Annotated in this window: 24 protein-coding genes and 1 pseudogene; 19 read left to right on the top strand and 6 right to left on the bottom strand. The window is 64.5% G+C overall.

Annotated features, from left to right (window positions below):
• The first annotated feature begins 253 nt into the window (after positions 1 to 253).
• The 13 genes from S7S_RS12090 (at position 254) to S7S_RS12030 (ending at position 12,720) form a co-directional block, all read left to right on the top strand.
• Positions 254 to 1,225, top strand: a complete 972-nt coding sequence (locus tag S7S_RS12090) for an acetyl-CoA carboxylase carboxyltransferase subunit alpha (RefSeq protein WP_008736788.1) — start codon at positions 254 to 256, stop codon at positions 1,223 to 1,225.
• 35 nt (positions 1,226 to 1,260) lie between these two features.
• Positions 1,261 to 2,652 (top strand): tRNA lysidine(34) synthetase TilS, encoded by a 1,392-nt coding sequence (gene tilS, locus S7S_RS12085; RefSeq protein WP_052269249.1) that lies wholly within the window; start codon positions 1,261 to 1,263, stop codon positions 2,650 to 2,652.
• 321 nt (positions 2,653 to 2,973) lie between these two features.
• The gene (locus S7S_RS12080; protein WP_035204476.1) at positions 2,974 to 4,620 is read left to right on the top strand and encodes a CTP synthase; all 1,647 of its coding nucleotides are present in this window, start codon (positions 2,974 to 2,976) and stop codon (positions 4,618 to 4,620) included.
• Entirely contained in the window at positions 4,613 to 5,461 is an 849-nt protein-coding gene (gene kdsA / locus S7S_RS12075; RefSeq protein ID WP_008736792.1) for a 3-deoxy-8-phosphooctulonate synthase, read from the top strand. Before S7S_RS12080 ends, kdsA begins: the two co-directional genes overlap by 8 nt.
• 16 nt (positions 5,462 to 5,477) lie before the next feature.
• Complete coding sequence (eno, locus tag S7S_RS12070) at positions 5,478 to 6,770, top strand: phosphopyruvate hydratase (RefSeq protein WP_008736794.1); 1,293 nt, start codon at positions 5,478 to 5,480, stop codon at positions 6,768 to 6,770.
• Between the two features lie 91 nt (positions 6,771 to 6,861).
• Positions 6,862 to 7,164, top strand: a complete 303-nt coding sequence (locus S7S_RS12065; RefSeq protein ID WP_008736797.1) for an FtsB family cell division protein — start codon at positions 6,862 to 6,864, stop codon at positions 7,162 to 7,164.
• Positions 7,151 to 7,876 carry a 2-C-methyl-D-erythritol 4-phosphate cytidylyltransferase gene (ispD, locus tag S7S_RS12060; RefSeq protein ID WP_008736800.1) on the top strand — a complete coding sequence of 242 codons (726 nt, stop codon included), beginning with the start codon at positions 7,151 to 7,153 and terminating at the stop codon, positions 7,874 to 7,876. The genes S7S_RS12065 and ispD overlap by 14 nt, the downstream gene beginning before the upstream one ends.
• A complete protein-coding gene (ispF, locus tag S7S_RS12055) occupies positions 7,867 to 8,343 on the top strand; it encodes a 2-C-methyl-D-erythritol 2,4-cyclodiphosphate synthase (protein ID WP_082027801.1) in 477 nt (158 codons plus the stop codon). The genes ispD and ispF overlap by 10 nt, the downstream gene beginning before the upstream one ends.
• Complete coding sequence (gene truD, locus S7S_RS12050; protein ID WP_008736803.1) at positions 8,340 to 9,398, top strand: tRNA pseudouridine(13) synthase TruD; 1,059 nt, start codon at positions 8,340 to 8,342, stop codon at positions 9,396 to 9,398. The genes ispF and truD overlap by 4 nt, the downstream gene beginning before the upstream one ends.
• Before the next feature lie 4 nt (positions 9,399 to 9,402).
• Positions 9,403 to 10,062, top strand: a complete 660-nt coding sequence (locus tag S7S_RS12045; RefSeq protein ID WP_420795636.1) for a protein-L-isoaspartate(D-aspartate) O-methyltransferase — start codon at positions 9,403 to 9,405, stop codon at positions 10,060 to 10,062.
• A complete protein-coding gene (locus tag S7S_RS12040; protein ID WP_008736808.1) occupies positions 10,059 to 10,991 on the top strand; it encodes a DUF368 domain-containing protein in 933 nt (310 codons plus the stop codon). Before S7S_RS12045 ends, S7S_RS12040 begins: the two co-directional genes overlap by 4 nt.
• Entirely contained in the window at positions 10,988 to 11,797 is an 810-nt protein-coding gene (locus S7S_RS12035) for a peptidoglycan DD-metalloendopeptidase family protein (protein ID WP_008736812.1), read from the top strand. Before S7S_RS12040 ends, S7S_RS12035 begins: the two co-directional genes overlap by 4 nt.
• 2 nt (positions 11,798 to 11,799) lie before the next feature.
• Positions 11,800 to 12,720 carry a cation diffusion facilitator family transporter gene (locus S7S_RS12030; protein ID WP_008736814.1) on the top strand — a complete coding sequence of 307 codons (921 nt, stop codon included), beginning with the start codon at positions 11,800 to 11,802 and terminating at the stop codon, positions 12,718 to 12,720.
• A gap of 87 nt (positions 12,721 to 12,807) precedes the next feature.
• Here the strand turns inward: S7S_RS12030 and S7S_RS20025 are convergent.
• Both S7S_RS20025 and rnt read right to left on the bottom strand, forming a co-directional pair.
• Positions 12,808 to 12,957 (bottom strand): annotated as a pseudogene (locus tag S7S_RS20025) (ribonuclease T); the annotation flags it as partial.
• 207 nt (positions 12,958 to 13,164) lie between these two features.
• Positions 13,165 to 13,839, bottom strand: a complete 675-nt coding sequence (gene rnt / locus S7S_RS12025; RefSeq protein ID WP_008736819.1) for a ribonuclease T — start codon at positions 13,837 to 13,839, stop codon at positions 13,165 to 13,167.
• A gap of 150 nt (positions 13,840 to 13,989) precedes the next feature.
• Here rnt and S7S_RS12020 point away from each other — a divergent pair, with 150 nt between their 5' ends.
• The 5 genes from S7S_RS12020 to S7S_RS12000 all read left to right on the top strand — a co-directional run bounded on the left by S7S_RS12020 (position 13,990) and on the right by S7S_RS12000 (position 18,156).
• Positions 13,990 to 15,210 (top strand): argininosuccinate synthase, encoded by a 1,221-nt coding sequence (locus tag S7S_RS12020; protein ID WP_008736823.1) that lies wholly within the window; start codon positions 13,990 to 13,992, stop codon positions 15,208 to 15,210.
• 165 nt (positions 15,211 to 15,375) lie between these two features.
• A complete protein-coding gene (gene gloA, locus S7S_RS12015; protein WP_008736826.1) occupies positions 15,376 to 15,765 on the top strand; it encodes a lactoylglutathione lyase in 390 nt (129 codons plus the stop codon).
• Positions 15,762 to 16,205 (top strand): ATP-dependent zinc protease family protein, encoded by a 444-nt coding sequence (locus S7S_RS12010; RefSeq protein ID WP_008736828.1) that lies wholly within the window; start codon positions 15,762 to 15,764, stop codon positions 16,203 to 16,205. Before gloA ends, S7S_RS12010 begins: the two co-directional genes overlap by 4 nt.
• Entirely contained in the window at positions 16,202 to 17,110 is a 909-nt protein-coding gene (rimK, locus tag S7S_RS12005) for a 30S ribosomal protein S6--L-glutamate ligase (protein ID WP_008736831.1), read from the top strand. The genes S7S_RS12010 and rimK overlap by 4 nt, the downstream gene beginning before the upstream one ends.
• Positions 17,107 to 18,156, top strand: a complete 1,050-nt coding sequence (locus S7S_RS12000; RefSeq protein ID WP_008736833.1) for a succinylglutamate desuccinylase/aspartoacylase family protein — start codon at positions 17,107 to 17,109, stop codon at positions 18,154 to 18,156. Before rimK ends, S7S_RS12000 begins: the two co-directional genes overlap by 4 nt.
• A 7-nt stretch (positions 18,157 to 18,163) precedes the next feature.
• On the opposite strand, the gene S7S_RS11995 is transcribed toward S7S_RS12000, so the two are convergent.
• From S7S_RS11995 to S7S_RS11985, 4 genes are all read right to left on the bottom strand, one after another.
• Complete coding sequence (locus S7S_RS11995; protein ID WP_008736836.1) at positions 18,164 to 18,853, bottom strand: BUD32 family EKC/KEOPS complex subunit; 690 nt, start codon at positions 18,851 to 18,853, stop codon at positions 18,164 to 18,166.
• 76 nt (positions 18,854 to 18,929) lie between these two features.
• Positions 18,930 to 19,061, bottom strand: coding sequence for a hypothetical protein (locus S7S_RS20120; protein ID WP_274544688.1), 132 nt, complete (start codon positions 19,059 to 19,061; stop codon positions 18,930 to 18,932).
• A 125-nt stretch (positions 19,062 to 19,186) separates the two neighbouring features.
• Complete coding sequence (gene nth, locus S7S_RS11990) at positions 19,187 to 19,828, bottom strand: endonuclease III (RefSeq protein WP_008736838.1); 642 nt, start codon at positions 19,826 to 19,828, stop codon at positions 19,187 to 19,189.
• Between the two features lie 111 nt (positions 19,829 to 19,939).
• The gene (locus S7S_RS11985; RefSeq protein WP_008736840.1) at positions 19,940 to 20,473 is read right to left on the bottom strand and encodes a glycine zipper 2TM domain-containing protein; all 534 of its coding nucleotides are present in this window, start codon (positions 20,471 to 20,473) and stop codon (positions 19,940 to 19,942) included.
• 162 nt (positions 20,474 to 20,635) lie between these two features.
• Here S7S_RS11985 and S7S_RS11980 point away from each other — a divergent pair, with 162 nt between their 5' ends.
• Positions 20,636 to 21,481: an HAD family hydrolase gene (locus S7S_RS11980; protein ID WP_008736842.1), complete on the top strand. Its 846-nt coding sequence runs from the start codon at positions 20,636 to 20,638 to the stop codon at positions 21,479 to 21,481.
• The last annotated feature ends 37 nt before the right edge of the window (positions 21,482 to 21,518 follow it).

The following is a 21,518-nucleotide window of genomic DNA, read 5'->3' as shown; positions in this document are numbered from 1 at the left end:
CAGGACCGTCCCCCGATGTCGCGGATGGTACTTATTCTCATTTGTGAATGAAGCGAATTTACAATCTATACACTTGGCTGGAACGCCAGACATGGGACTTTGGTGCCTGACAGAGGGGAGGGTGCCGGACGGAAAAGCCCTGGTTTTTTGTGGCGTGCGTAACAAGTTGAAACCACAGAACGGGGACCGGGCGGTCGACCTGCCGACCGGGTTACCGCTAAACTCCCCGCACTAGCCAATCAGAGGTCCAGGAATGAACCCGAATTTCCTCGAATTCGAACAGCCTATTGCTGATCTGGAAGCCAAAATCGAGGATCTGCGCCTGGTCGGCAGCGGTACCGAGGTGAATATCTCCGAGGAGATCACCAAACTGCAGGAAAAGAGCATCACGCTCACCGAGAGCATCTTCAAGAATCTCTCCTCCTGGCAGATATCGCAGTTGTCCCGCCACCCGCTGCGCCCCTACACCCGCGATTACATCCGCCGCATCTTCGACGAGTTCGATGAGCTGCACGGCGACCGTACCTTTGCCGACGACGCGGCCATCATCGGTGGCATCGGCCGGCTGGACGGCAAGCCGGTGATGATCATCGGCCACCAGAAGGGCCGCGACGTGAAAGAAAAAGTGCGTCGCAACTTCGGCATGCCGAAGCCGGAGGGGTATCGCAAGGCGCTGCGCCTGATGGAAATGGCCGAGCGGTTCCGCATGCCGATCCTGACGTTCATCGACACGCCCGGTGCCTTCCCCGGTATCGATGCTGAAGAACGCGGCCAGAGCGAGGCGATTGCCCGCAACCTGCTGGTGATGTCGCGCCTGCGCGTACCGGTGGTGGCCACCGTGATCGGCGAGGGCGGCTCCGGCGGCGCGCTGGCGATCGGCGTCTGCGATCATCTGCAGATGCTGCAATACGGCACCTATTCGGTGATCTCGCCGGAAGGCTGTGCCTCGATCCTGTGGCGCAGTGCCGAGAAGGCGCCGGAAGCGGCCGAGGCCATGGGCCTGACGGCGCATCGCCTGCACGAACTGGAAATCGTCGACGAAGTGATTCCGGAGCCGCTTGGCGGCGCCCACCGGGACTACGACCTGGCCGCTGATCGCCTCAGAAAAAGCCTGCTCAAGGCACTGGACGAGCTGTCCGCCTACGACACCGACAGCCTGCTCGAACGCCGCTACCAGCGCCTGGTGTCCTACGGCAATGTCGCCACCACCCCGGTGGACGAGTAAGCCGCCACTGGAGTGTGACCGCCCCGGGCGGTTAAATGGCGGGACAACGCGGGCTGCGCGAGGCAGCCCGCCAGCCCGACCGGTGGAGCATGGCACGCGACCTTCCTACAGACCTGACTGCTGACCTGCGCACTCGCCTTGCCGGTGTGCGCGGACGGCTGGTGCTTGGCTTCAGCGGCGGGCTGGATTCCACCGTGCTGCTGGCAGCGCTGGTGCGCGCGGGCTTCGGCGACCGGGTGCTGGCGGTACATGTGGCGCATGGCCTGCAGGCGGCGGCCGAGGGCTGGGCGGCGCACTGCGCCGGCGTGGCCGGCGATCTGGGTGTGGCCTGCCAGTCGGTCCCGCTCGGCCTGGCGCCGGGCAGCAATCTGGAGGCCCGCGCCCGTGAGGCCCGCCGCACAGCCCTGCTGGCGCTGACCGGCGAGGCCGACGCACTGCTGCTGGCCCACCACGCCGATGACCAGGCGGAAACCCTGCTGCTGCGCCTGTTGCGCGGCAGCGGCCCGGCCGGCCTTGCCGCCATGGTGCCGCACCGGCAGTACGCCGGGCGCACGCTGATCCGCCCGCTGCTGGACTGGCGCCGCGCTGAACTGGCGGCGCTGGCGCAGGCCTGGGGCCTGCACTGGGTCGAGGACCCGACCAACGCCGAACTCGACGCCAACCGCAACTTCCTCCGCCACGATATCCTGCCGCGCCTGGCACAGCGCTGGCCGGCGGCGGCGGAGACCCTGGCCCGTGGCGCCCGGTTGCAGGGCGAGGCCGCCGAGCTCATGGCCGAACTGGCGCAGGGCGACCATGACGCCCTGGTGAAGGCGGATGGCGCCCTGAGCCTGAGCGGTTTCGCCAGCCTGAGCCCGGCCCGGCGCCGCAACCTGCTGTATGGCTGGTTGCGTGCACAGGGATTGCAGCCACCGCCGCTGAAAGTGCTCAACCGCGTGCTCGATGAACTGCTGACAGCCGGCGAGGACCGGCAACCGCAGGTGGCCTGGGATGATGGCGTGTTCCGGCGTCACCGAGACGGCCTGTACCTGCTGGGCCCGGCGGCGCTGGCACCGCTCTCCGGCGAGGCGCAGCTGCGGCTGGAGGAGGGGGGCAGTTGCCGTCTCGGCCCGCTGCAGGTGAGTGTGCAGGCCGGGGTGGCCAACGGCGGGGACTGGTGTCTGCCGCGCTCACTGAGCGAGGTCACCGTTTGTGCCGCGCCACGGGGCGCCCGGTTGCGCCAGGGCGGCATGGCCCGTGATATACGCGAACTGTGGCGTGCGGCGGGGATTCCACCCTGGCAGCGTGCCCGGCTGCCGGTGCTGTGCCAGGCCGGCGAGTTGCTGGCGGCAGCACGGATCGGCATGGCCGACCAGGCCCGTATGGCCCCGGATGAGCCAGCCTGGGTGTTGCACTGGCAGCTCGATGGCGGCCATTCCGGATTGTGAGCATGCAGGCGTTCTGTTAGCATTTACTCCCGTCCAGATACAGCGCACTCCTCAAAGCAATCCTTTGAAATCGCCCGCTTTTCGCGGTCGTTTTTATTGGTGGCATCATCAGGTCCTGACCGGCCTGTCCCGCTTTGCAGAGGGCGCCGTTTTTTCATTTCCAGCCCGGAGGTTCCCCCTCGCCGCGACACGGCACCCGCAGTTCGGATGTGACAGTTCTCCTTCTTCCGGCGCAGCCCTGGCCGGTCGGAGCTTACGGCACAGACGCTGCCCGGGTGTGGTCACCGGTATGGGAAAGCCCGGGCCTGCTGCGGTGAGCGCATGACGCGATTTATCTTTGTCACAGGCGGGGTGGTGTCTTCTCTGGGTAAGGGAATTACCTCCGCCTCCCTGGCGTCGTTGCTTGAGGCACGTGGTCTGAAAGTGACCATGCTCAAGCTTGACCCCTACATCAACGTTGACCCGGGCACCATGAGCCCGTACCAGCACGGCGAGGTGTTCGTCACCGAGGACGGTGCCGAGACCGACCTGGACCTGGGTCACTACGAGCGCTACATCCGCACCCGGCTGACGAAGCGCAACAGCTTTACCACCGGCCGCGTGTACCAGAACGTGCTCGACAAGGAGCGTCGTGGCGAATACCTGGGGGCCACCGTGCAGGTGATCCCGCACATTACCGACCAGATCAAGCTGATGGTCCGCCAGGGCGCGGGCGAAGCCGATGTGGCGATCGTCGAGATCGGCGGCACCGCCGGGGACATCGAGTCGCTGCCGTTCCTGGAAGCGGTGCGGCAGATGCGCGTGGAGCTGGGTTCCAGCAAGTCGCTGCTGGTGCACCTGACGCTGGTGCCCTGGATTGCCTCCGCCGGCGAGATCAAGACCAAGCCGACCCAGCACTCGGTGAAAGAGTTGCGCTCCATCGGTTTGCAGCCCGATATTCTGGTGTGCCGTTCCGATCACGAAATTCCTGCCGGCGCCCGCGAGAAAATCTCGCTGTTCACCAACGTCGAGGCGCGCGCCGTCATTTCCTGCCCGGACAGCCGCACCATCTACCAGGTGCCGCGCGTGCTGCATGAGCAGGGCCTGGACAACATCGTGATCGAAAAATTCGGCCTGGATTGCCCGGAACCGGACCTGGGTGAATGGGACCGCGTGGTCGATGCCCAGCTCAATCCCAAGCGCGATGTCACCATCGGCATGGTCGGCAAGTACATCGAGCTGGCGGACGCCTACAAGTCGCTCAACGAAGCGCTGATCCACGCCGGCATCGCCACCGAATCGCGGGTCAACATCGAGTACATCGATGCCGAGGACGTGGAGCGCCAGGGCACCGCCATGCTGGAAAAGCTCGACGGCATCCTGGTGCCGGGAGGTTTTGGCGACCGGGGCACCGAAGGCAAGATCATGGCGATCCGCTTCGCGCGCGAGCACCGTATCCCGTACCTCGGCATCTGCCTGGGCATGCAACTGGCGGTGATCGAATATGCCCGCCACGTGGCGGGCATCACCGACGCGCATTCGACCGAACTGAAACCGGGCACCTCTGAGCCGGTGGTGGGTCTGATTACCGAGTGGCAGACGGGTGATGGCCATAAAGAACAGCGCAGCGCGGCCTCTGATCTCGGCGGCACCATGCGCCTGGGCGGCCAGGAATGTGTGCTGGAGCCGGATTCCATCGCCGCGCAGTGCTACGGCAAGACGCACATCGTCGAGCGGCACCGCCACCGCTACGAGGTGAACAACAATTACCTGCCGCGCCTGACCGAGGCCGGCCTGCGCATCGTTGGCCGCTCGGTCGACGGTGAGCTGGTGGAAGTGGTGGAAGTGCCCGAACATCCGTGGTTCGTGGCCTGCCAGTTCCATCCGGAATTTACCTCCACGCCGCGCGACGGCCACGGCCTGTTCCGCGGTTACGTGGAAGCGGCACTGGCGCACAAGGCAACCACGCAGGGAGCACAGGGTGACTGACCAGAAAACGCTGCACATCAACGGTATTCCGGTGGGCAACGACCAGCCGTTCGTGCTGTTTGGCGGCATGAACGTACTGGAATCCCGCGACCTGGCCATGCAGGTGGCCGAGGAATACGCCACCGTGACCCAGCGGCTGGGCATTCCGTGGGTGTTCAAGGCGTCGTTCGACAAGGCCAACCGTTCCTCGCTGACCTCGTACCGTGGCCCCGGCCTGGACGAAGGGCTGAAAATCTTCGAGGAAGTGAAAAAGACCTTCGGCTGCGCGCTGCTGACCGATGTGCACGAACCGTATCAGGCAGCCCCGGCAGCCGAAGTGATCGACGTGCTGCAACTGCCGGCGTTTCTGGCCCGGCAGACCGACCTGGTGGTGGCGATGGCAAAGACCGGTCGCGTCATCAACATCAAGAAACCGCAGTTTCTCGCGCCGCGTGAAATGGGCCACATCCTGCACAAGTGCGAAGAGGCGGGGAACGACCAGTTGATCCTGTGCGAGCGCGGCAGCTCGTTCGGCTACAACAATCTGGTCGTCGACATGCTCGGCTTCGGTGTCATGAAGCAGTTTGGCTACCCGCTGTTCTTCGATGTGACCCACGCACTGCAGATGCCCGGTGGCCGCGCTGATTCCGCCGATGGCCGCCGCCAGCAGGTGGCCGACCTCGGCCGCGCCGGCATGAGCCAGGGCCTGGCGGGGCTGTTCCTGGAAGCCCATCCCGACCCGGACAACGCCAAGTGCGACGGTCCCTGCGCGCTGCGCCTGGACCGCCTGACGCCGTTCCTCGAGCAGATGAAAGCCGTGGACGAGCTGGTCAAATCCTTCCCCTCTTTTGATAACCGTTAAGCGTTCGGAGACCTTCATGCCAAGGATCGTAGACATTAAAGCCCGCGAGATTCTGGATTCGCGTGGCAACCCGACCATCGAAGCGGATGTGGTGCTGGAATCCGGCGCGGTCGGCTCGGCATGTGCGCCCAGTGGTGCCTCCACCGGCTCGCGCGAGGCACTGGAACTGCGTGACGGCGACAAGAGCCGTTATCTCGGCAAGGGCGTGACCCAGGCCGTCGGCAATATCAACTCGGAAATCCGCGAGCTGCTGCTCGGTCGCGATGTCACCGAACAGCGTGACATCGATCAGTCGATGATCGATCTCGACGGCACCGAGAACAAGGGCCGCCTGGGCGCCAACGCCATCCTGGCGGTGTCGCTGGCCGCTGCCAAGGCGGCTGCCACGTACCAGAAAAAGCCGCTGTACGAATACATCTCCGACCTGCAGGACGACGACAACGAATACAGCCTGCCGGTGCCGATGATGAACATCATCAACGGCGGCGAGCACGCCGACAATAACGTCGACATCCAGGAATTCATGATACAGCCGGTGGGCGCGCCGACCGTGGCCGAAGCCATCCGCTGCGGCGCGGAAGTGTTCCATGCCCTGAAAAGCGTGCTGAAAAAACGCGGCCTGAACACCGCTGTCGGCGACGAGGGCGGTTTCGCCCCGGACCTGCCGTCCAACGAAGCGGCGCTGGAAGCCATTGTCGAAGCCATCAGCCTGACCGGCTACAAGCTCGGCGACGACATCACCCTGGCGCTGGACTGCGCAGCGAGCGAATTCTACAAGGATGGCAAGTACGTGCTGGCCGGTGAAAACCGCAGCCTCAGCGCCGAGCAGTTCGTCGATTACCTGGCCGAGCTGTGCAGCCGCTATCCGATCATCTCCATTGAAGACGGCCTGCACGAAAGCGACTGGGCCGGCTGGAAAATCCTCACCGACCGTCTGGGCGACAAAGTGCAACTGGTTGGCGACGACCTGTTCGTGACCAACACCAAAATCCTCAAGCGTGGCATTGACGAGAAGATCGCCAACTCCATCCTGATCAAGTTCAACCAGATCGGTTCCCTGACCGAAACCCTGGAAGCGATCAAGATGGCCAAGGATGCCGGCTACACCGCCGTGATTTCGCACCGCAGCGGCGAAACCGCCGACACCACCATCGCCGATCTCGCCGTGGCCACCGCCGCTGGCCAGATCAAGACCGGCTCGTTGTGCCGCAGCGACCGCGTCGCCAAGTACAACCGCCTGATCCGCATCGAGGAAGAGCTGGGCCGTGCGGCCTATCATGGCCGCAAAGAGTTCCGCTTCCTGAACTGATGAAACCGCCGACGCTGCGCGCAGGGAAGCACCGCGCCGCCGCCTTCGCGGCGGCGCACCCTGTTGCCTGCCGTCCGCCACGGGAGCTGTGGTGAAACGCCCCGCTGGCCGTACCCTGCTGCTGGCCGTGCTGGTGCTGGCCATCCTGGGGTTGCAGGCGCGGCTGTGGTTTGGCGAGGGCAGCCTGCGTCACGTCGCCAGCCTGCGCAAACAGGTGGCGGCGTTGCAGGCAGAAAATGACACGCTTGCCGACCGCAACCGGTTGATGAGCGCGGACGTCGAAGACCTCAAGGAAGGGCTCGACAAGATCGAGGAAATCGCCCGCCGTGATCTGGGCATGATCCGCGAAGGCGAAACCTTCTATTTGGTACTGGACCGCGATGCTGCCCGCTGATGCCCGTCTGTTTGGCCTGATCCCCGCCGCCGGCCACGGCGCCCGCATGGGCGCGCCCCTGCCCAAGCAATATCTGTCCCTGCATGGCCGCACCCTGGCGGAACATACCGTCAGCCGCCTGCTGGCCTGTAGCCGTCTCGACAGCCTGGTGGTGGCCATTGCCGACAGCGATCACTGGTGGCCGGCATTGCCCGTTTCGCGCCAGCGCCGGGTGATCACTGCGACCGGTGGCGACACGCGCGCCGATTCCGTGCTGCGTGGCTTGAATGCCTTGCCGGATGCCCGTGACAGTGACTGGGTGCTGGTGCACGACATGGCCCGCCCCTGCGTGCGCCTGTCGGATATCGACAAACTGCTGCGCGAGACCGGCGAGCAGGGGGCAATCCTGGCGTTGCCCGTGACCGACACCATCAAGCAGGCGGATGATCATTCGCGCATCCAGGCCACGCTGCCACGCAGCCAGGTCTGGCGCGCCCTGACCCCGCAACTGTTTCCGGTCGGCCCGCTGCGGCTGGCGCTGACCCAGGCGCACGAGCGTGGTATCGAGATCACCGACGAAGCCTCGGCCATGGAAGCTCAGGGCTGGCATCCGGCACTGGTCACCGGCAGCGCGGATAACATCAAGGTGACCTGGCCCTCGGATCTGCCGCTGGCCGGGTTTTATCTGCGCGCACAACAGGAGGAGGCCGAGCGGTGGCAGGCATCCGTATAGGACAGGGGTTTGACGTGCATGCGTTCACAGCGGGCGACCACGTCATGCTGGGTGGCGTGCGCATTCCGCACAGCCACGGCCTGAAAGCGCATTCCGACGGCGATGTGGCGCTGCATGCACTGGCTGATGCGCTGCTGGGCGCCCTGGCACTGGGCGACATCGGCCATTTCTTTCCCGACACCGACCCGGCCTGGCGTGGCGCCGACTCCGCCGTGCTGCTGCAAAAGGTCTACGAGCACATCACTGCCGCCGGCTATCAACTCGGCAACGCGGACATCACCGTCATTGCGCAGAAACCGAAAATGGCACCGCATATCGGTGCCATGCGGGCACGCATTGCCGCACTGCTGGATGCCGACGCCGGGCAGATTTCAGTCAAGGCCACCACCACCGAGCACCTGGGTTTCACCGGGCGCGAAGAAGGCATCGCGGTGACCGCCGTAGTGCTGCTGGAAGCGCGCGCATGAGCCTGCTGCGTGCGCACGGGGGGCCGGTCGCCCGGGGTGTACTGCGCACCACACCGGAAGATTTTCGTGTGATCGAAGAGCTGGGCTTTGAGCCGGACGGCGAGGGCGAGCACCTGTGGCTGCTGGTGCGCAAGCGTGAGTGGAACACCACCGACCTGGCCCTGGCCTTGGCGAAACTGTCGAAACTGCCGCTGCGCGCGGTCGGCTACAGCGGCCTCAAGGATCGTGTTGCCGTCACCGATCAATGGTTCAGCCTGCACCTGCCGGGCAAAGCCGATCCGGATCTCGGCGCCCTGCCGGAAGGCGTGACACTGCTGCGTGCGGTACGTCATCGCCGCAAGCTCAATCGCGGTACGCACCGTTTCAATCATTTCGAGCTGTACTTGCGCCATCTGGAAGGGGACACGGCATTGCTGCGCGAGCGGCTGGAGGCGGTGGCCCGTGACGGCGTGCCAAACTATTTTGGCGAGCAGCGGTTTGGCCGGGGCGGCGACAACTTCAGCCGTGCCAGTGCCTGGCTGCTGGGGCAGGGCGAGGCGCCGCGCAAGCCGGCGCTGAAAAGCCTGTGGCTGTCCGCCGTGCGCAGTGAGCTGTTCAATCAGGTGCTGGCACGGCGTGTGCAGGAACACTGCTGGCAGCGGGCGCTGCCTGGCGACCTGCTGCAACCGGAGGGCAGCCGTGGCCTGTTCCCGGCCGACGAGGACCCTGCTGCCGCTGAGCGGGTAATCCGGGGCGAGGTGCATCCCACCGCGCCTATGCCCGGCGCCGGGGGCATGGCATCATCCGGGGCGTGCGCGGCCCTGGAGCAGGCGGTGCTGGCACCGCATGCAGCGCTGATCGAGGCGCTGGCGGCGCACGGTGTGGAGGCAGCACGTCGCGCGACGCGGCTGCCGGTGCATGATCTGGCGGCGGATATCCAGGCCGACGGACTGCACCTGCGCATGACATTGCCGGCCGGGTCATTTGCCACCACGGTACTGGCGGAACTGATAGACACCGTGCGCCCGGATCACAGCGCCGGTGAACAGGACAGAGGGGAACGCAGTGGGGGCTGATGTGATGGTGAACCGCTCAGGGATAGGCATGACGTCGGCGCGCACGCGCGAACGGCTGATCAACCGGCTGCGCGAAAAAGGTATCCACGACCCGCGCGTGCTGGACGTGATCCGCAATACGCCACGCCATCTGTTCATCGACGAAGCCCTCGCCCACCAGGCCTACGACGACACCGCACTGCCCATCGGCCACGGTCAGACCATTTCCCAGCCGTGGGTGGTGGCGCGCATGACCGAACTGCTGATCGAAAAGACCGTGCCCGGCAAAGTGCTCGAAGTGGGCACCGGCAGTGGTTACCAGACCGCCGTGCTGGCCGCGCTGTGCGAGCAGGTGTGGTCGGTGGAACGCATTCGCCCGTTGCAGGACATGGCCCGCCGCCGCCTGCAGACGCTGGGCATGGCGCGGGTGCAGTTGCGCCACGCCGACGGCGGCTTTGGCTGGGCCTCGGAAGCGCCGTTCGACGGCATCCTGGCCGCCTGTGGGCGCCCGGATATTCCGGAAGAACTGCTCAGCCAGCTGGCCGACGGCGGCCGGCTGGTGATGCCTGTCGGGGAAGCGGAACAGCAGTGGCTGACCGTGGTCGATCGTATCGGCGACGATTTCCGTACCACACGGCTGGATGCCGTGCGGTTTGTTCCCTTTCGGCGGGGTATTCTCAGATGAAACGGCTTTCCGGCATCTACCTGCGCGGCATGGCCATGGGTGCTGCGGATGTGGTGCCCGGCGTGTCCGGCGGCACCATCGCGCTGATCACCGGCATTTATGAACAACTGATCACCACCCTCAGCGGCCTGAAGCCGTCACTGCTCGGCGTCTGGCGCCGGCAAGGCTTCCTGGCGTTCTGGCAGGCATCGAACCTGGGCTTCCTGGTGGCCTTGCTGGCCGGCATCGTCACCAGCATTGCGCTGCTGGCGCGGCTGATCACCTGGCTGATGGACGTGTACCCGGTGCCGCTGTGGTCCTTCTTCTGCGGGCTGATCATCGCCAGCATCCTGCTGCTGTTGAAACCGCTGCGCATGAAACAGCTGAGCACCTGGCTGATGCTGGCGGCGGGCGTGCTGATCGCGGTCTGGGTGATGAGCCGTCCGCCGCTGGGCGGCACGCTGGCACTGACGCTGCCGGTATTCTTTATTGCCGGCGCGGTGGCCATCTGCGCCATGATCCTGCCCGGTATTTCCGGCAGCTTCATCCTGGTGATCCTCGGCATGTATGCGCCGGTGCTGGCGGCAGTGAAGGGCGGCGAGTGGGCCATTTTGCTGGCGTTTGTCGCCGGCTGCGCCACCGGGCTGCTGTCATTTGTGCATCTTTTACGATGGCTGCTGGCGCGCTTTCATGATCCGGTGATGGCGATGCTGGTCGGTTTCATGGCCGGGTCGCTGGCGGTGCTGTGGCCCTGGCGTGTACCCGATGCCAGCGGCGCTGCGCTGTTCCGCACGGTATGGCCGGCGCAGTATGTCGCCGAAACCGGTTTGCCGGCATTGCTGCCGGCAGCGGTGATCGCGGCCGTCGCCGGCCTGGCACTGGTATGGCTACTGTCGCATTTCGCCGGGCATAATGAGGCGAATTCCGCGGCAGGGACATCGGCATCTTGAGACTGACCGGGCTACTGGTTCTGATTCTGGCACTGGTTTCCAGCGGCTGCGCCGCCAGTCACGCACCGGTGGTGGAATACGATGCGGGTGGTGCGCGCAGCGGCGGCACCATGAGCACCCGACCGGCCAGGATCACCCGTGGCGCACATCAGGTCACCCGGGGTGATACGCTGTTCTCCATCGCCTGGCGTTACGGCTGGGACTACCGCGAACTGGCCGCCGCCAACGGCATCAGCGCGCCCTATACCATCCACCCGGGCCAGCGCATCCATCTCGACCGTCGTGTGCCGCAAACCACGGCCAGTGCGCCGTCGCGGCCGGCATCGCCACCGCCTGCCGCGCGGCCGACCACGCCCGCAGCCACGCCGTCACCCACGCCTACCCCGGCGCCGCCAGCGCGCAGCCCGTCTGCCACCAGTACACCGTCCGGTACCGGCGCCGTGACCTGGCGCTGGCCCGCGAACGGCCAGCTGATCAGCGGCTTTTCCGCTGCCGGCCAGCGCGGCATTGCCATCGCCGGGCGCGAGGGCGACCCGGTGCTGGCCGCTGCGGACGGGGTGGTGGTGTATCGCGGCAACGGCCTGACCGGTTACGGCAACCTGCTGATCGTCAAGCACAACGACCGCTGGCTGTCGGCCTACGCGCACAACCACGACATGCTGGTGCGCGAGGGCGAGCGCGTGCGCATCGGCCAGCGCATCGCCACCATGGGCGCCACCGGCACCTTCCGTACCCAGCTGCATTTTGAAATCCGCCGCGACGGCCAGCCGGTGGACCCGGCCAACCTGTTACCGAAGCGATCCTGACCATGGCCGTCACCCCGGAAGACGCCTCCCGCCTGTTGCGCCGTGCCACGCTGGCGTCGGTGTGCGTGGCACTGACACTGATCACGGCCAAGGCACTGGTCTGGTGGCTCAGCGGCTCGGTGGCACTGCTGGCATCCCTGATGGATTCGTTGATGGACGGCGCCGCCTCGCTGGTGACCTTGTTGGCGGTACGCTATTCCCTGCAACCGGCGGATGCCGAACACCGCTTTGGTCACGGCAAAGCAGAAGCCCTGGCGGGGCTGGGGCAGTCGGCGTTTATCTCGCTGTCAGCGGTGTTGCTGGTGGTGGAGGGCACGCGCAAGCTGCTCAACCCTCAGCCGGTGGAGGCCACCGGGCTGGCCATCGGCGTGATGCTGCTGTCGATTGCGCTGACCATCGCGCTGGTGAGTTACCAGCGCCACGTGGTGCGGCGTACCGGCTCCACGGCGGTGGCCGGCGATGCGCTGCACTACGCCAGCGACCTGGCCATGAACGTGGCCATCATCGTGGCCATCATCGTCGCCGGCTTCGGCTACCTGCGCGTGGACGCGCTGGTGGCGCTGGTGATCGGGTTGTATATCTTCGTGTCGGCGATGCGCATCGGCTTTGCCGCCGTGCAATTGCTGCTGGACCGCGAGCTGGATGATGCCCAGCGCACACAGATCAGCGCGCTGGTGGCCAGCCATCCGGGCGTGCTCGGTTTCCACGACCTGCGCACCCGGCAATCCGGGCGCACACAATTCATTCAGGTGCACGTGGAACTGGACAAGGACCTGTCGCTGGAGGCGGCGCACGCCATCATCGCCGATATCGGCCGCACGCTGTGCGAGGCGATGCCGACAGCGGAGGTAATCATTCACCCTGATCCGGTGCCGGTGTCGAAGGTGGTGCCGGTGGGGGGCGGTCGGACGTCGGACGTCTGACGTCGGACGCAAAGTCAAAAGACCCCGGGTCTGTTTTTTGCCTTTCGCGTCAGACGTCCGACGTCAGACGTCCGACCCATTGGCCCCTCAAAAATCCCCACTCTTGCTCGCCAGCGTGGGCGGCCAACCGCCCAGGTTTCGCCAACGATTGACGATGGTGCAGAACAGCTCTGCCGTGCGGGTGGCACCGTACAGTGCCGAATGCGCCTGGCTCTGACTGAACGGGATGCCGGCCATTATCGCCGATGTGGGACGCTCGCTGCGCGAGGCGATGCCGGCTGCTGAAGTGATTATTCACCCTGATCCGGTGCCGGTGTCGAAGGTGGTGCCAGTGGGGGGCGGTCGGACGTCGGACGTCTGACGTCGGACGCAAAGTCAAAAGATCCCGGGCCTGTTTTTTGCTTTTAGCGTCAGACGTCCGACGTCAGACGTCCGACCCATCATCTAAAAATCCCCACTCTTGCTCGCCAGCGTCGGCGGCATCTCGCTGGCCGGCGGTGGTGGCCAGCCGCCCAGGTCGCGCCAGCGATTGACGATGGTGCAGAACAGTTCTGCTGTACGGGTGGCGTCATACAGCGCCGAGTGGGCCTGGCTCTGGCTGAACGGGATGCCGGCCATTTCACAGGCACGTGCCAGCACTGTCTGCCCCAGCGCCAGCCCGGCCAGGCTGGCGGTATCAAAGCAGGAGAACGGGTGGAAGGGGTCGCGCTTGAGGTCGTTGCGGACCACGGCGGCCTTGAGGAAATCATGGTCGAAGAAGGCGTTGTGGCCGACCAGGATGGCGCGCTTGCAGTGATTCTGCTTCACCGCCTTGCGCACCGCCTCGAATACGCCACGCAGGGCCATTTCCTCGGGTACGGCGCCGCGCAGCGGATTCCAGGGATCAATGCCGGTGAAATCCAGCGCCGCCTGGTCGATATTGGCACCTTCGAACGGGTCCACATGGTAGTGCACCCGTTGCGCGGGGCGCAGTATGCCCTCGTGATCCATCTCCAGCGTCACGGCTGCAATTTCCAGCAGGGCGTCGGTGTGGGCGTTGAAACCGCCGGTTTCCACATCCACTACCACGGGCAGGTAGCCGCGAAAACGCAGGGCAAGAGAAGGGCGATTGTCAGACATGCGGGCTCCACACAGATTGGAGGGCAATGCTACCGGAATCCGGTCCGCGTTGGCACCCGCACAAGCCTGCCTGTCTGGGGCTGTCGAGGGTGCGTCGTCAGGGGTACAATGGCGCCCACTTTTCAGCTTACTGTTTAACGCGGAGTCTTCATGTCGGATATCAAGAAGGTAGTGCTGGCCTATTCCGGTGGCCTGGACACCTCGGTGATCGCCAAGTGGCTGCAGCAGACCTACGGTTGCGAGGTCGTGACCTTTACCGCCGATATCGGCCAGGGTGAAGAGGTGGAGCCGGCCCGTGCCAAGGCCGAGGCGATGGGCATCAAGGAGATCTACATCGAGGACCTGCGCGAAGAATTCGTGCGTGATTACGTGTTCCCGATGTTCCGCGCCAACACCATCTATGAGGGCGAATACCTGCTGGGCACCTCCATCGCCCGTCCGCTGATTGCCAAGCGGCTGGTGGAAATTGCCGAAGCCACCGGCGCCGATGCCGTGTCGCACGGTGCCACCGGCAAGGGCAACGACCAGGTGCGCTTCGAGCTGGGTGCGTATGCGCTGACGCCGGGCATCAAGGTGATCGCGCCGTGGCGCGAATGGGACCTGAACAGCCGCGAGCGGCTGATGGCGTTTGCCGAAGAGCACGATATCCCGGTGGACTTCAAGAAAGCCGGCAAGAAATCACCGTACTCCATGGACGCCAACCTGCTGCACATCTCCTATGAAGGCGGCATTCTGGAAGATCCGTGGGCGGAAGCCGAAGAAGACATGTGGCGCTGGACGGTGAGCCCGGAAGCCGCGCCGAACGAGGCCGAGTACATCGACCTGACCTACGTGCAGGGCGATATCGTCGCCATCAATGGCCAGTCGATGAGCCCGGCCGAAGTGCTGGCCGAACTGAACCGCCTGGGCGGCAAGCACGGTGTGGGCCGCCTGGATATCGTCGAAAACCGTTATGTCGGCATGAAATCCCGTGGCTGCTACGAAACACCGGGCGGCACCATCATGCTGCGTGCGCACCGCGCGATTGAATCGATCACGCTGGACCGTGAGTCCGCGCACCTGAAAGACAGCCTGATGCCGAAGTATGCCGAGCTGATCTACAACGGCTACTGGTGGTCGCCGGAACGCCTGGCGATGCAGAAACTGATCGACGCCACCCAGGAATGCGTCAACGGTGATGTACGCGTGAAGCTCTACAAGGGCAACGTGATCGTGGTGGGCCGGCGTTCCGGGGACAGCCTGTTCGATGCCAGCATCGCCACGTTTGATGACGACGCCGGTGCCTACGACCAGAAGGACGCGGAAGGCTTCATCAAGCTGAACGCGCTGCGCCTGCGTATTGCAGCGCGCGCCGGTCGCAAGATGAAGTAAGCGCGCGTCGTCTGGAGACAGACTGGAGCGTAACACTCTGAAATGCCCGGCATGTTGCCGGGCATTTCAGTTTGCAAAATCTGTGCTTGCGGTAATGCAGCGGAGACATTCAGGGCACATACTGGTTTGCGTCCGGCCCGGGCGCCGAGTATTGAAGGAGCACCCATGCGCATACTCCACACCATGATTCGTGTCGGCGATCTGGAACGGTCCATCGCCTTTTATACCGACGTGCTGGGCATGCGCGTGTTGCGCCGCAAGGAGTATCCCGACGGCCGTTTCACCAATGTGTTTGTCGGTTACCAGGACGAGCAGGACGGCGCTGCGCTGGAGCTGACCTATAACTGGGACACGGACGCCTACGACCTTGGCACGGGCTACGGGCATATCGCGCTGGCTGTGGACGATGTGTACGCCGCCTGCGAACGCATCCGTGAACGGGGCGGCCGCATTACCCGGGAACCGGGGCCGATGAAACACGGCACCACCGTGCTGGCGTTTGTCGAAGACCCGGACGGCTACAAGATCGAACTGCTCGGCAGCAAGGCCGCATGAGCGCGTCGGAATGCATTGGCTGGCGTGAGTGGGCGCGGCTGCCGGAGCTCGGTATCGACGCGATCAAGGTGAAGGTGGATACCGGTGCGCGCACCTCCGCGCTGCACGCGTTCGAGGTGAAGACCTTTATGCAGGATGGCCGTGAGTGGGTGCGTTTTCGCATCCACCCGCTGCAGAACAATACCGAACTGGAATGCGAATGCGTCTGCCCGGTGCTGGACCGCCGGCAGGTGTCGGATTCCGGTGGCCACCGGGAAGAGCGAGTGGTGATCCAGGCAGACATCGAGATGGGCGGTCGCCGCTGGCCCATCGAGATCACGCTGACGGATCGTGAAACGATGAAATTCAGGATGCTGCTGGGACGTACGGCCATGAAGGGCCTGCACGTGGACCCGCAGGCCTCCTTTCTGTTGGGCGGCAATCAACGCGAGTCATTATGAAAATCGCCATTTTGTCCCGTAATCCCAAGCTCTACTCGACACGACGTCTGGTGGAAGCGGGCGAGCAGGCTGGCCACGAAGTGCATGTCATCGACACGCTGCGTTGCTACATGAGCATGGTGTCGCACAAGCCGGAAATTCACTTCAAGGGCCGTACTCTGGAAGGGTATGACGCGGTAATCCCACGTATCGGCGCCTCCATCACGTTCTACGGCTGCGCCGTGTTGCGTCAGTTCGAAATGATGGGCGTGTTTCCGGTCAACGAATCGGTGGCCATCACCCGCTCGCGCGACAAGCTGCGTTCGCTGCAACTGCTGGCGCGCAAGGGCGTGGGCCTGCCGGTCACCGGCTTTGCCAATGCACCGGATGATATTCCCGACCTGATCAGCATGGTTGGCGGTGCGCCGCTGGTGATCAAACTGCTGGAAGGTACCCAGGGTATCGGCGTGGTGCTGGCGGAAACGCGCCAGGCGGCGGAGTCGGTGATCGAGGCGTTCATGGGCATGTCCGCCAACATCATGGTGCAGGAATACATCAAGGAAGCCGGCGGCGCCGACATCCGCTGCTTTGTCGTCGACGGCAAGGTGGTGGCCTCGATGAAGCGCCAGGCAAAGGACGGCGAATTTCGCTCCAACCTGCATCGTGGCGGCAGTGCGTCGCTGATCCGCATCACGCCGGAGGAACGGGCCACCGCCGTGCGTGCCGCGCGCATCATGGGCCTGAACGTGGCCGGTGTGGATATCCTGCGTTCCAATCATGGCCCGCTGGTGATGGAAGTAAATTCCTCGCCCGGCCTGGAAGGCATCGAGAGTGCCACCGGCAAGGACGTGGCCGGCATGATCATCAGCTTCCTGGAAAAATCGGCGCGGCCACACCGCACGGCCACCAAGGGTATCAAGGGATGAGTGTGGCGCCCTTCGAACTGGGGAACGTCAGTGTTGCGCCGGGCCGCCGTGCGATTGTCGAAATGCCGGCCGCGCAGCTGTACACCCAGACACCGCTGAATATTCCCGTGCATGTGGTACATGGCCGTGAACCGGGGCCGGTGTTGCTGGTCTGTGCCGCGATCCACGGTGACGAACTCAATGGCGTGGAAATCATCCGCCGGCTGCTGCGCTTGAGCGCACTGAAAAAATTGCGTGGCACCTTGATTGCCGTGCCGGTGGTGAACGTATTCGGCTTTATTCACAAGTCGCGCTACCTGCCGGACCGGCGTGACCTGAACCGCTGCTTTCCCGGTTCCGAAACCGGCAGCCTGGGCGCACGCATGGCGTGGCTGTTCAAGACGCAGATTCTGGACCGTGCCACCCACGCCATCGACCTGCACACCGGCGCCGTGTACCGCTCCAACCTGCCGCAGATCCGCGCCAACCTGGCCAGCCCGGACACCGCCGCGATGGCGAATGCCTTCGGCGTGCCGGTGGTGCTGAACTCGGTACTGCGCGACGGCACCCTGCGTGAGGTGGCCGAGGCGCAGAATATTCCGGTGATCACCTATGAAGCCGGTGAGGCCCTGCGCTTTGAAGAAGCCTGCATCCGCGTTGGCGTGCGCGGTATCACCAACGTCATGCGGCATCTGAACATGCTGGCCGAGCGCCGTTCACCGCATGCGCCCGTGACACCCGCCGTGGCCGGCAGCTCCACCTGGGTGCGCGCCGAGCGTGATGGCGTGTTTCGTTCACTGGTGACGCTGGGCCAGCGCATCAAGAAAGACCAGTTGCTGGGCCGCATCAGCAGCCCCTTTACCAGTGATGAAATCGAAGTGCGGGCACCCTGTGCCGGCCTGCTGGTGGGGCGCGACAATCTGCCGCTGGTCAACGAAGGCGAGGCGCTGTTTCACATCGCGCGCTTTGAAGAAGTGAAAGAGGTGGCGCAACAGGTGGAAGCGTTTACCGCCGATATTCTTGAGGCGCCGCCCTCGATCGAGGGCGACGGGCCAATCGCGCCCTGAAAAAACGTCAGACGTCCGACGTCAGACGTCTGACGCTTTCATAAGTCTGCCGTACCCGGCCGCCGACACTGTCTCTTTCACGCTGCGGCAGATCTGCATCATCCAGATACCCCAGGATCACCGCATCGATCAGTGCCGGCGTCAGGTATGGCCGGTCCGGCGGTGCACGCAGGAAATGCAGCCAGTTGCGCCGCCGGGCCCAGCGTGACATCGACCAGGGGCGCACCTTCATGTCGAGCAGGTCGATCAGGCCGAACTGCTGCATGCCGGTGACGACAATATTGCCCGGGTGCACGGAGCGAAAATACACACCACGACGATGCAGCAGCGCCAGGAAGGTGCCAATGCGGTACATCAGTTGCGGGGTGGCCTCGCCGCGGGCCAGCAGCTGTCGCAGCGTGCGGCCGGGCAGTGGCCGGTACACCGCCACGCTGTGCGGTTCGCCCGGTATCCGGTGCAGACTGTCCACGTGCAACGTGGGGATGCCGAGCCGTTCCAGTTGCACCGCGTGGTGTGCAAAGCGCACCGCAGCGGGCGCCAGCAGGTCGCGGTTCAGCCAGCGCTTGCGGCGGAAGAATTTCAGGAAGCGGCCGTCAGAGAGTTGCAGGACCTTGATGCCGTGACGGTCTTGTTCAATCACACGGCCCTGATGACAGAGGCTGTCGAGCTGGTCACGGCTGAGCGGGTGGATACGCATGGTGGTGGGGCTCCCGTTAAGCGCTCAGGATACCGCCTGGCCTGCGGCAGGCCCCGTACCAGGCTGTAAAAATCGGTCAAACTCTGTCGGCAACTGTCGCGTCGCAAGGCAGCACCACAGGCTGCACCGCACCCTCGGCCAGGATATCTTCCAGCACCTGGGTAAGCTGCTCCGGAATCCAGTCGAACTGTTCGATGCTGTCGTCCATGGGGGCGCTCCGAAAATGGATAGGGAAATTATTGACGGAGGCGTGGGGAGATACTGTTACTGGTTTGTTGGTGTTTGGCTACGCGCTTGAAGCACTTTCACCCTCACGGCCCCTCCGGGGCCGCGTCAATATTCCGGCCTCTGGCTCATCGGCAGCTCGCACAGGTCCTCAATGATGCAACTGCCGCACTTCGGCTTGCGCGCCACACAGGTGTAGCGGCCGTGCAGGATCAGCCAGTGGTGGGCGTCGACCAGGAATTCCTCCGGCACCACGCGCAGCAGGCGCTTTTCCACTTCCAGCACGTTCTTGCCGGGGGCGATGCGGGTGCGGTTGGAAACGCGGAAAATATGGGTGTCCACTGCCATGGTCGGCTCGCCGAAGGCGGTGTTGAGCACGACGTTGGCGGTCTTGCGGCCGACGCCGGGCAGGGCCTCCAGCGCGGCGCGGTCGCGGGGAATCTCGCCACCATGCTGTTCGACCAGAATACGGCAGGTCTTGATGACGTTCTCGGCCTTGCTGTTGAACAGGCCAATGGTCTTGATGTACTGCTTCAGCCCGTCCACCCCCAGGTCAAGGATCGCCTGCGGCGTGTTGGCCACCGGATACAGCTTCGCGGTGGCCTTGTTGACGCCCACATCGGTGGCCTGCGCGGAGAGGATCACCGCGATCAGCAGTTCGAACGGGCTGCTGTATGCCAGTTCGGTGGTGGGGTTGGGGCGCTGGGCGCGCAGGCGGCGGAAGATTTCAGTCCGTTTTTCCCGGTTCATCGGCTCTACTGGCTGGCTTGTTCAAAGGCGCCAGTATAGCAGGTTGTTGAAAAACACCCTGACAAGGCTTGTGGACACTCGATCCATCGCGTGCGCGCCCGGCGGGCGGCATCAGTCCGTGATCACCTCGCCGTTTTCCACCCGCAGCCGCTCACCGGGCTGCTCCTTCATTTCCACAGTGCCTTGCTCGTCGCCGAGCAGGTAGGTCACCTTGTACCCGACGGTTTCACTGCGGGTTTCGGTCACCATGTCGCAGCGTTGTTCGGTGCTGGTGACGACGTTGCGTTCCTGCATGCCTTTCTGGATCTGGTTGCCGGCATAGCCGCCGGCCACCGCACCGCCGGCGGTGGCCAGGTCCTTGCCGCTGCCGCCACCGAACTGGTGGCCGACCACACCGCCGACCACAGCGCCCAGGATGGTGCCGGTGGCGCGGGCGCCGTCACGCGGTTCGGCCTGCCGTTGCACGGCGACATCGCGGCAGACTTCGCGCGGTGTGTTCACCTGGCGCACGATCGGTGCCACGTTGGTGACTTCGGCAAAGGCCGGGGCATCGTCCTGCTGCAGGGCCTGGTAACCTCCATAGCCGATACCGGCCACGGCCAGCGTGCCGACGGCGGTCAGTGCAATGATGCCTGCGGTGTTCATGGCTGCGTTCCTCTTTCAGTCCGTTTTATGTGATGCACTGCTTTGACTGCCAGCTTCGCGCCTTTTCGCTGTGAAGAGTTTCAAAGCTCGTAAAATGGCCGTGCGGTGCTTCACAGATCCGCGCCATGGCGGGACACTGAAGGCCCGTTCTGGAGGGTTGTCATGGGTATTCTGCAAATGCCGCACGGTCGTCCCGGTGTGATCCTGATTGATTGGCATGCCACGCTGGTCGATACCCATGACGCCATGTACCACGCCGTCGACGATGTGCTGCCACGGCTGGAAGAGCTCGGGCTGCTGTCACGCCTGCTGACACCGGAGACCTCCAAGACTTTCGAAGACGCCAAACTGGTCCGCTACGTGCGCGAGCACCGCCGGTTGCACCCGAAGATCGTCAGCCAGCGCAAGATTTCCCGTACTGATATCTTTGAAGTGCTGTTTGGTGATGACAGCGATGCCAAATTGCGCGCCCACCAGGCGTTTGATGACGCCTACCACCGCTACGTCGGCGCCGTGCATCCGCTGGAAGCGGACGCGCTGGATCATCTGCGGGCATTGCGTGCGCTGGGCATCCTGCTCGGTGTCATCACCAACCGTAACCGGGCCTTCATGGAACACGAACTGGCACTGCTGGAAGAGGGACGCTGGATTCCGCTGTTCGATACGGTGGTCTGCGGCAGCGACGGAGGCCGCCGGAAACCGGCGCCGGACATGCTGCTGCGCGCGCTGGATAACCTGCGTAACGCGGGGCATGAGGTCAGCCGTGAGAATTGCTGGTACCTGGGTGACAGCACCACCGACGTGATCGCCGCCCGCGAGGCAGGCGTGACCGCGCTGTTCTACAACGGCGCCGGGTGGGATCAGGCCTGGCTGGACAAGATCTTTCCCGGCACCGTGCGCCACCCGCACCGGCCGCATGCCGTGGTCGGCAACCTGGGTGAACTGGTGGCGCTGGCCCGGCACATGCTGGCGCAGGACATGCGCGTGACGCGCGCGAAGACACAGTAAGAGGGCTGGCCTGGAAAAGCCTTGAAGCGGCTTTTTC

The organism is Isoalcanivorax pacificus W11-5 (genome assembly GCF_000299335.2).
GTDB classification, from domain to species: Bacteria; Pseudomonadota; Gammaproteobacteria; order Pseudomonadales; family Alcanivoracaceae; genus Isoalcanivorax; species Isoalcanivorax pacificus.
Note: the sequence above shows the minus strand (reverse complement) of the source record. Positions and strands in the feature narration are given on the sequence as shown.

Bases quoted from the DNA above. Each gene is read 5' to 3' on its own strand.
- eno (WP_008736794.1), top strand. From the start codon at position 5,478: ATGCCAAGGATCGTAGACATTAAAGCCCGCGAGATTCTGGATTCGCGT.
- S7S_RS12030 (WP_008736814.1), top strand. From the start codon at position 11,800: ATGGCCGTCACCCCGGAAGACGCCTCCCGCCTGTTGCGCCGTGCCACG.
- S7S_RS11995 (WP_008736836.1), bottom strand. From the start codon at position 18,853: ATGCGTATCCACCCGCTCAGCCGTGACCAGCTCGACAGCCTCTGTCAT.
- nth (WP_008736838.1), bottom strand. From the start codon at position 19,828: ATGAACCGGGAAAAACGGACTGAAATCTTCCGCCGCCTGCGCGCCCAG.
- rnt (WP_008736819.1), bottom strand. From the start codon at position 13,839: ATGTCTGACAATCGCCCTTCTCTTGCCCTGCGTTTTCGCGGCTACCTG.
- rimK (WP_008736831.1), top strand. From the start codon at position 16,202: ATGAAAATCGCCATTTTGTCCCGTAATCCCAAGCTCTACTCGACACGA.
- truD (WP_008736803.1), top strand. From the start codon at position 8,340: ATGAGCCTGCTGCGTGCGCACGGGGGGCCGGTCGCCCGGGGTGTACTG.
- S7S_RS12040 (WP_008736808.1), top strand. From the start codon at position 10,059: ATGAAACGGCTTTCCGGCATCTACCTGCGCGGCATGGCCATGGGTGCT.
- ispD (WP_008736800.1), top strand. From the start codon at position 7,151: ATGCTGCCCGCTGATGCCCGTCTGTTTGGCCTGATCCCCGCCGCCGGC.
- S7S_RS11985 (WP_008736840.1), bottom strand. From the start codon at position 20,473: ATGAACACCGCAGGCATCATTGCACTGACCGCCGTCGGCACGCTGGCC.
- S7S_RS20120 (WP_274544688.1), bottom strand. From the start codon at position 19,061: ATGGACGACAGCATCGAACAGTTCGACTGGATTCCGGAGCAGCTTACC.
- S7S_RS12010 (WP_008736828.1), top strand. From the start codon at position 15,762: ATGAGCGCGTCGGAATGCATTGGCTGGCGTGAGTGGGCGCGGCTGCCG.
- S7S_RS12090 (WP_008736788.1), top strand. From the start codon at position 254: ATGAACCCGAATTTCCTCGAATTCGAACAGCCTATTGCTGATCTGGAA.
- S7S_RS12080 (WP_035204476.1), top strand. From the start codon at position 2,974: ATGACGCGATTTATCTTTGTCACAGGCGGGGTGGTGTCTTCTCTGGGT.
- S7S_RS11980 (WP_008736842.1), top strand. From the start codon at position 20,636: ATGGGTATTCTGCAAATGCCGCACGGTCGTCCCGGTGTGATCCTGATT.
- S7S_RS12045 (WP_420795636.1), top strand. From the start codon at position 9,403: ATGGTGAACCGCTCAGGGATAGGCATGACGTCGGCGCGCACGCGCGAA.
- S7S_RS12020 (WP_008736823.1), top strand. From the start codon at position 13,990: ATGTCGGATATCAAGAAGGTAGTGCTGGCCTATTCCGGTGGCCTGGAC.
- gloA (WP_008736826.1), top strand. From the start codon at position 15,376: ATGCGCATACTCCACACCATGATTCGTGTCGGCGATCTGGAACGGTCC.
- S7S_RS12000 (WP_008736833.1), top strand. From the start codon at position 17,107: ATGAGTGTGGCGCCCTTCGAACTGGGGAACGTCAGTGTTGCGCCGGGC.
- tilS (WP_052269249.1), top strand. From the start codon at position 1,261: ATGGCGGGACAACGCGGGCTGCGCGAGGCAGCCCGCCAGCCCGACCGG.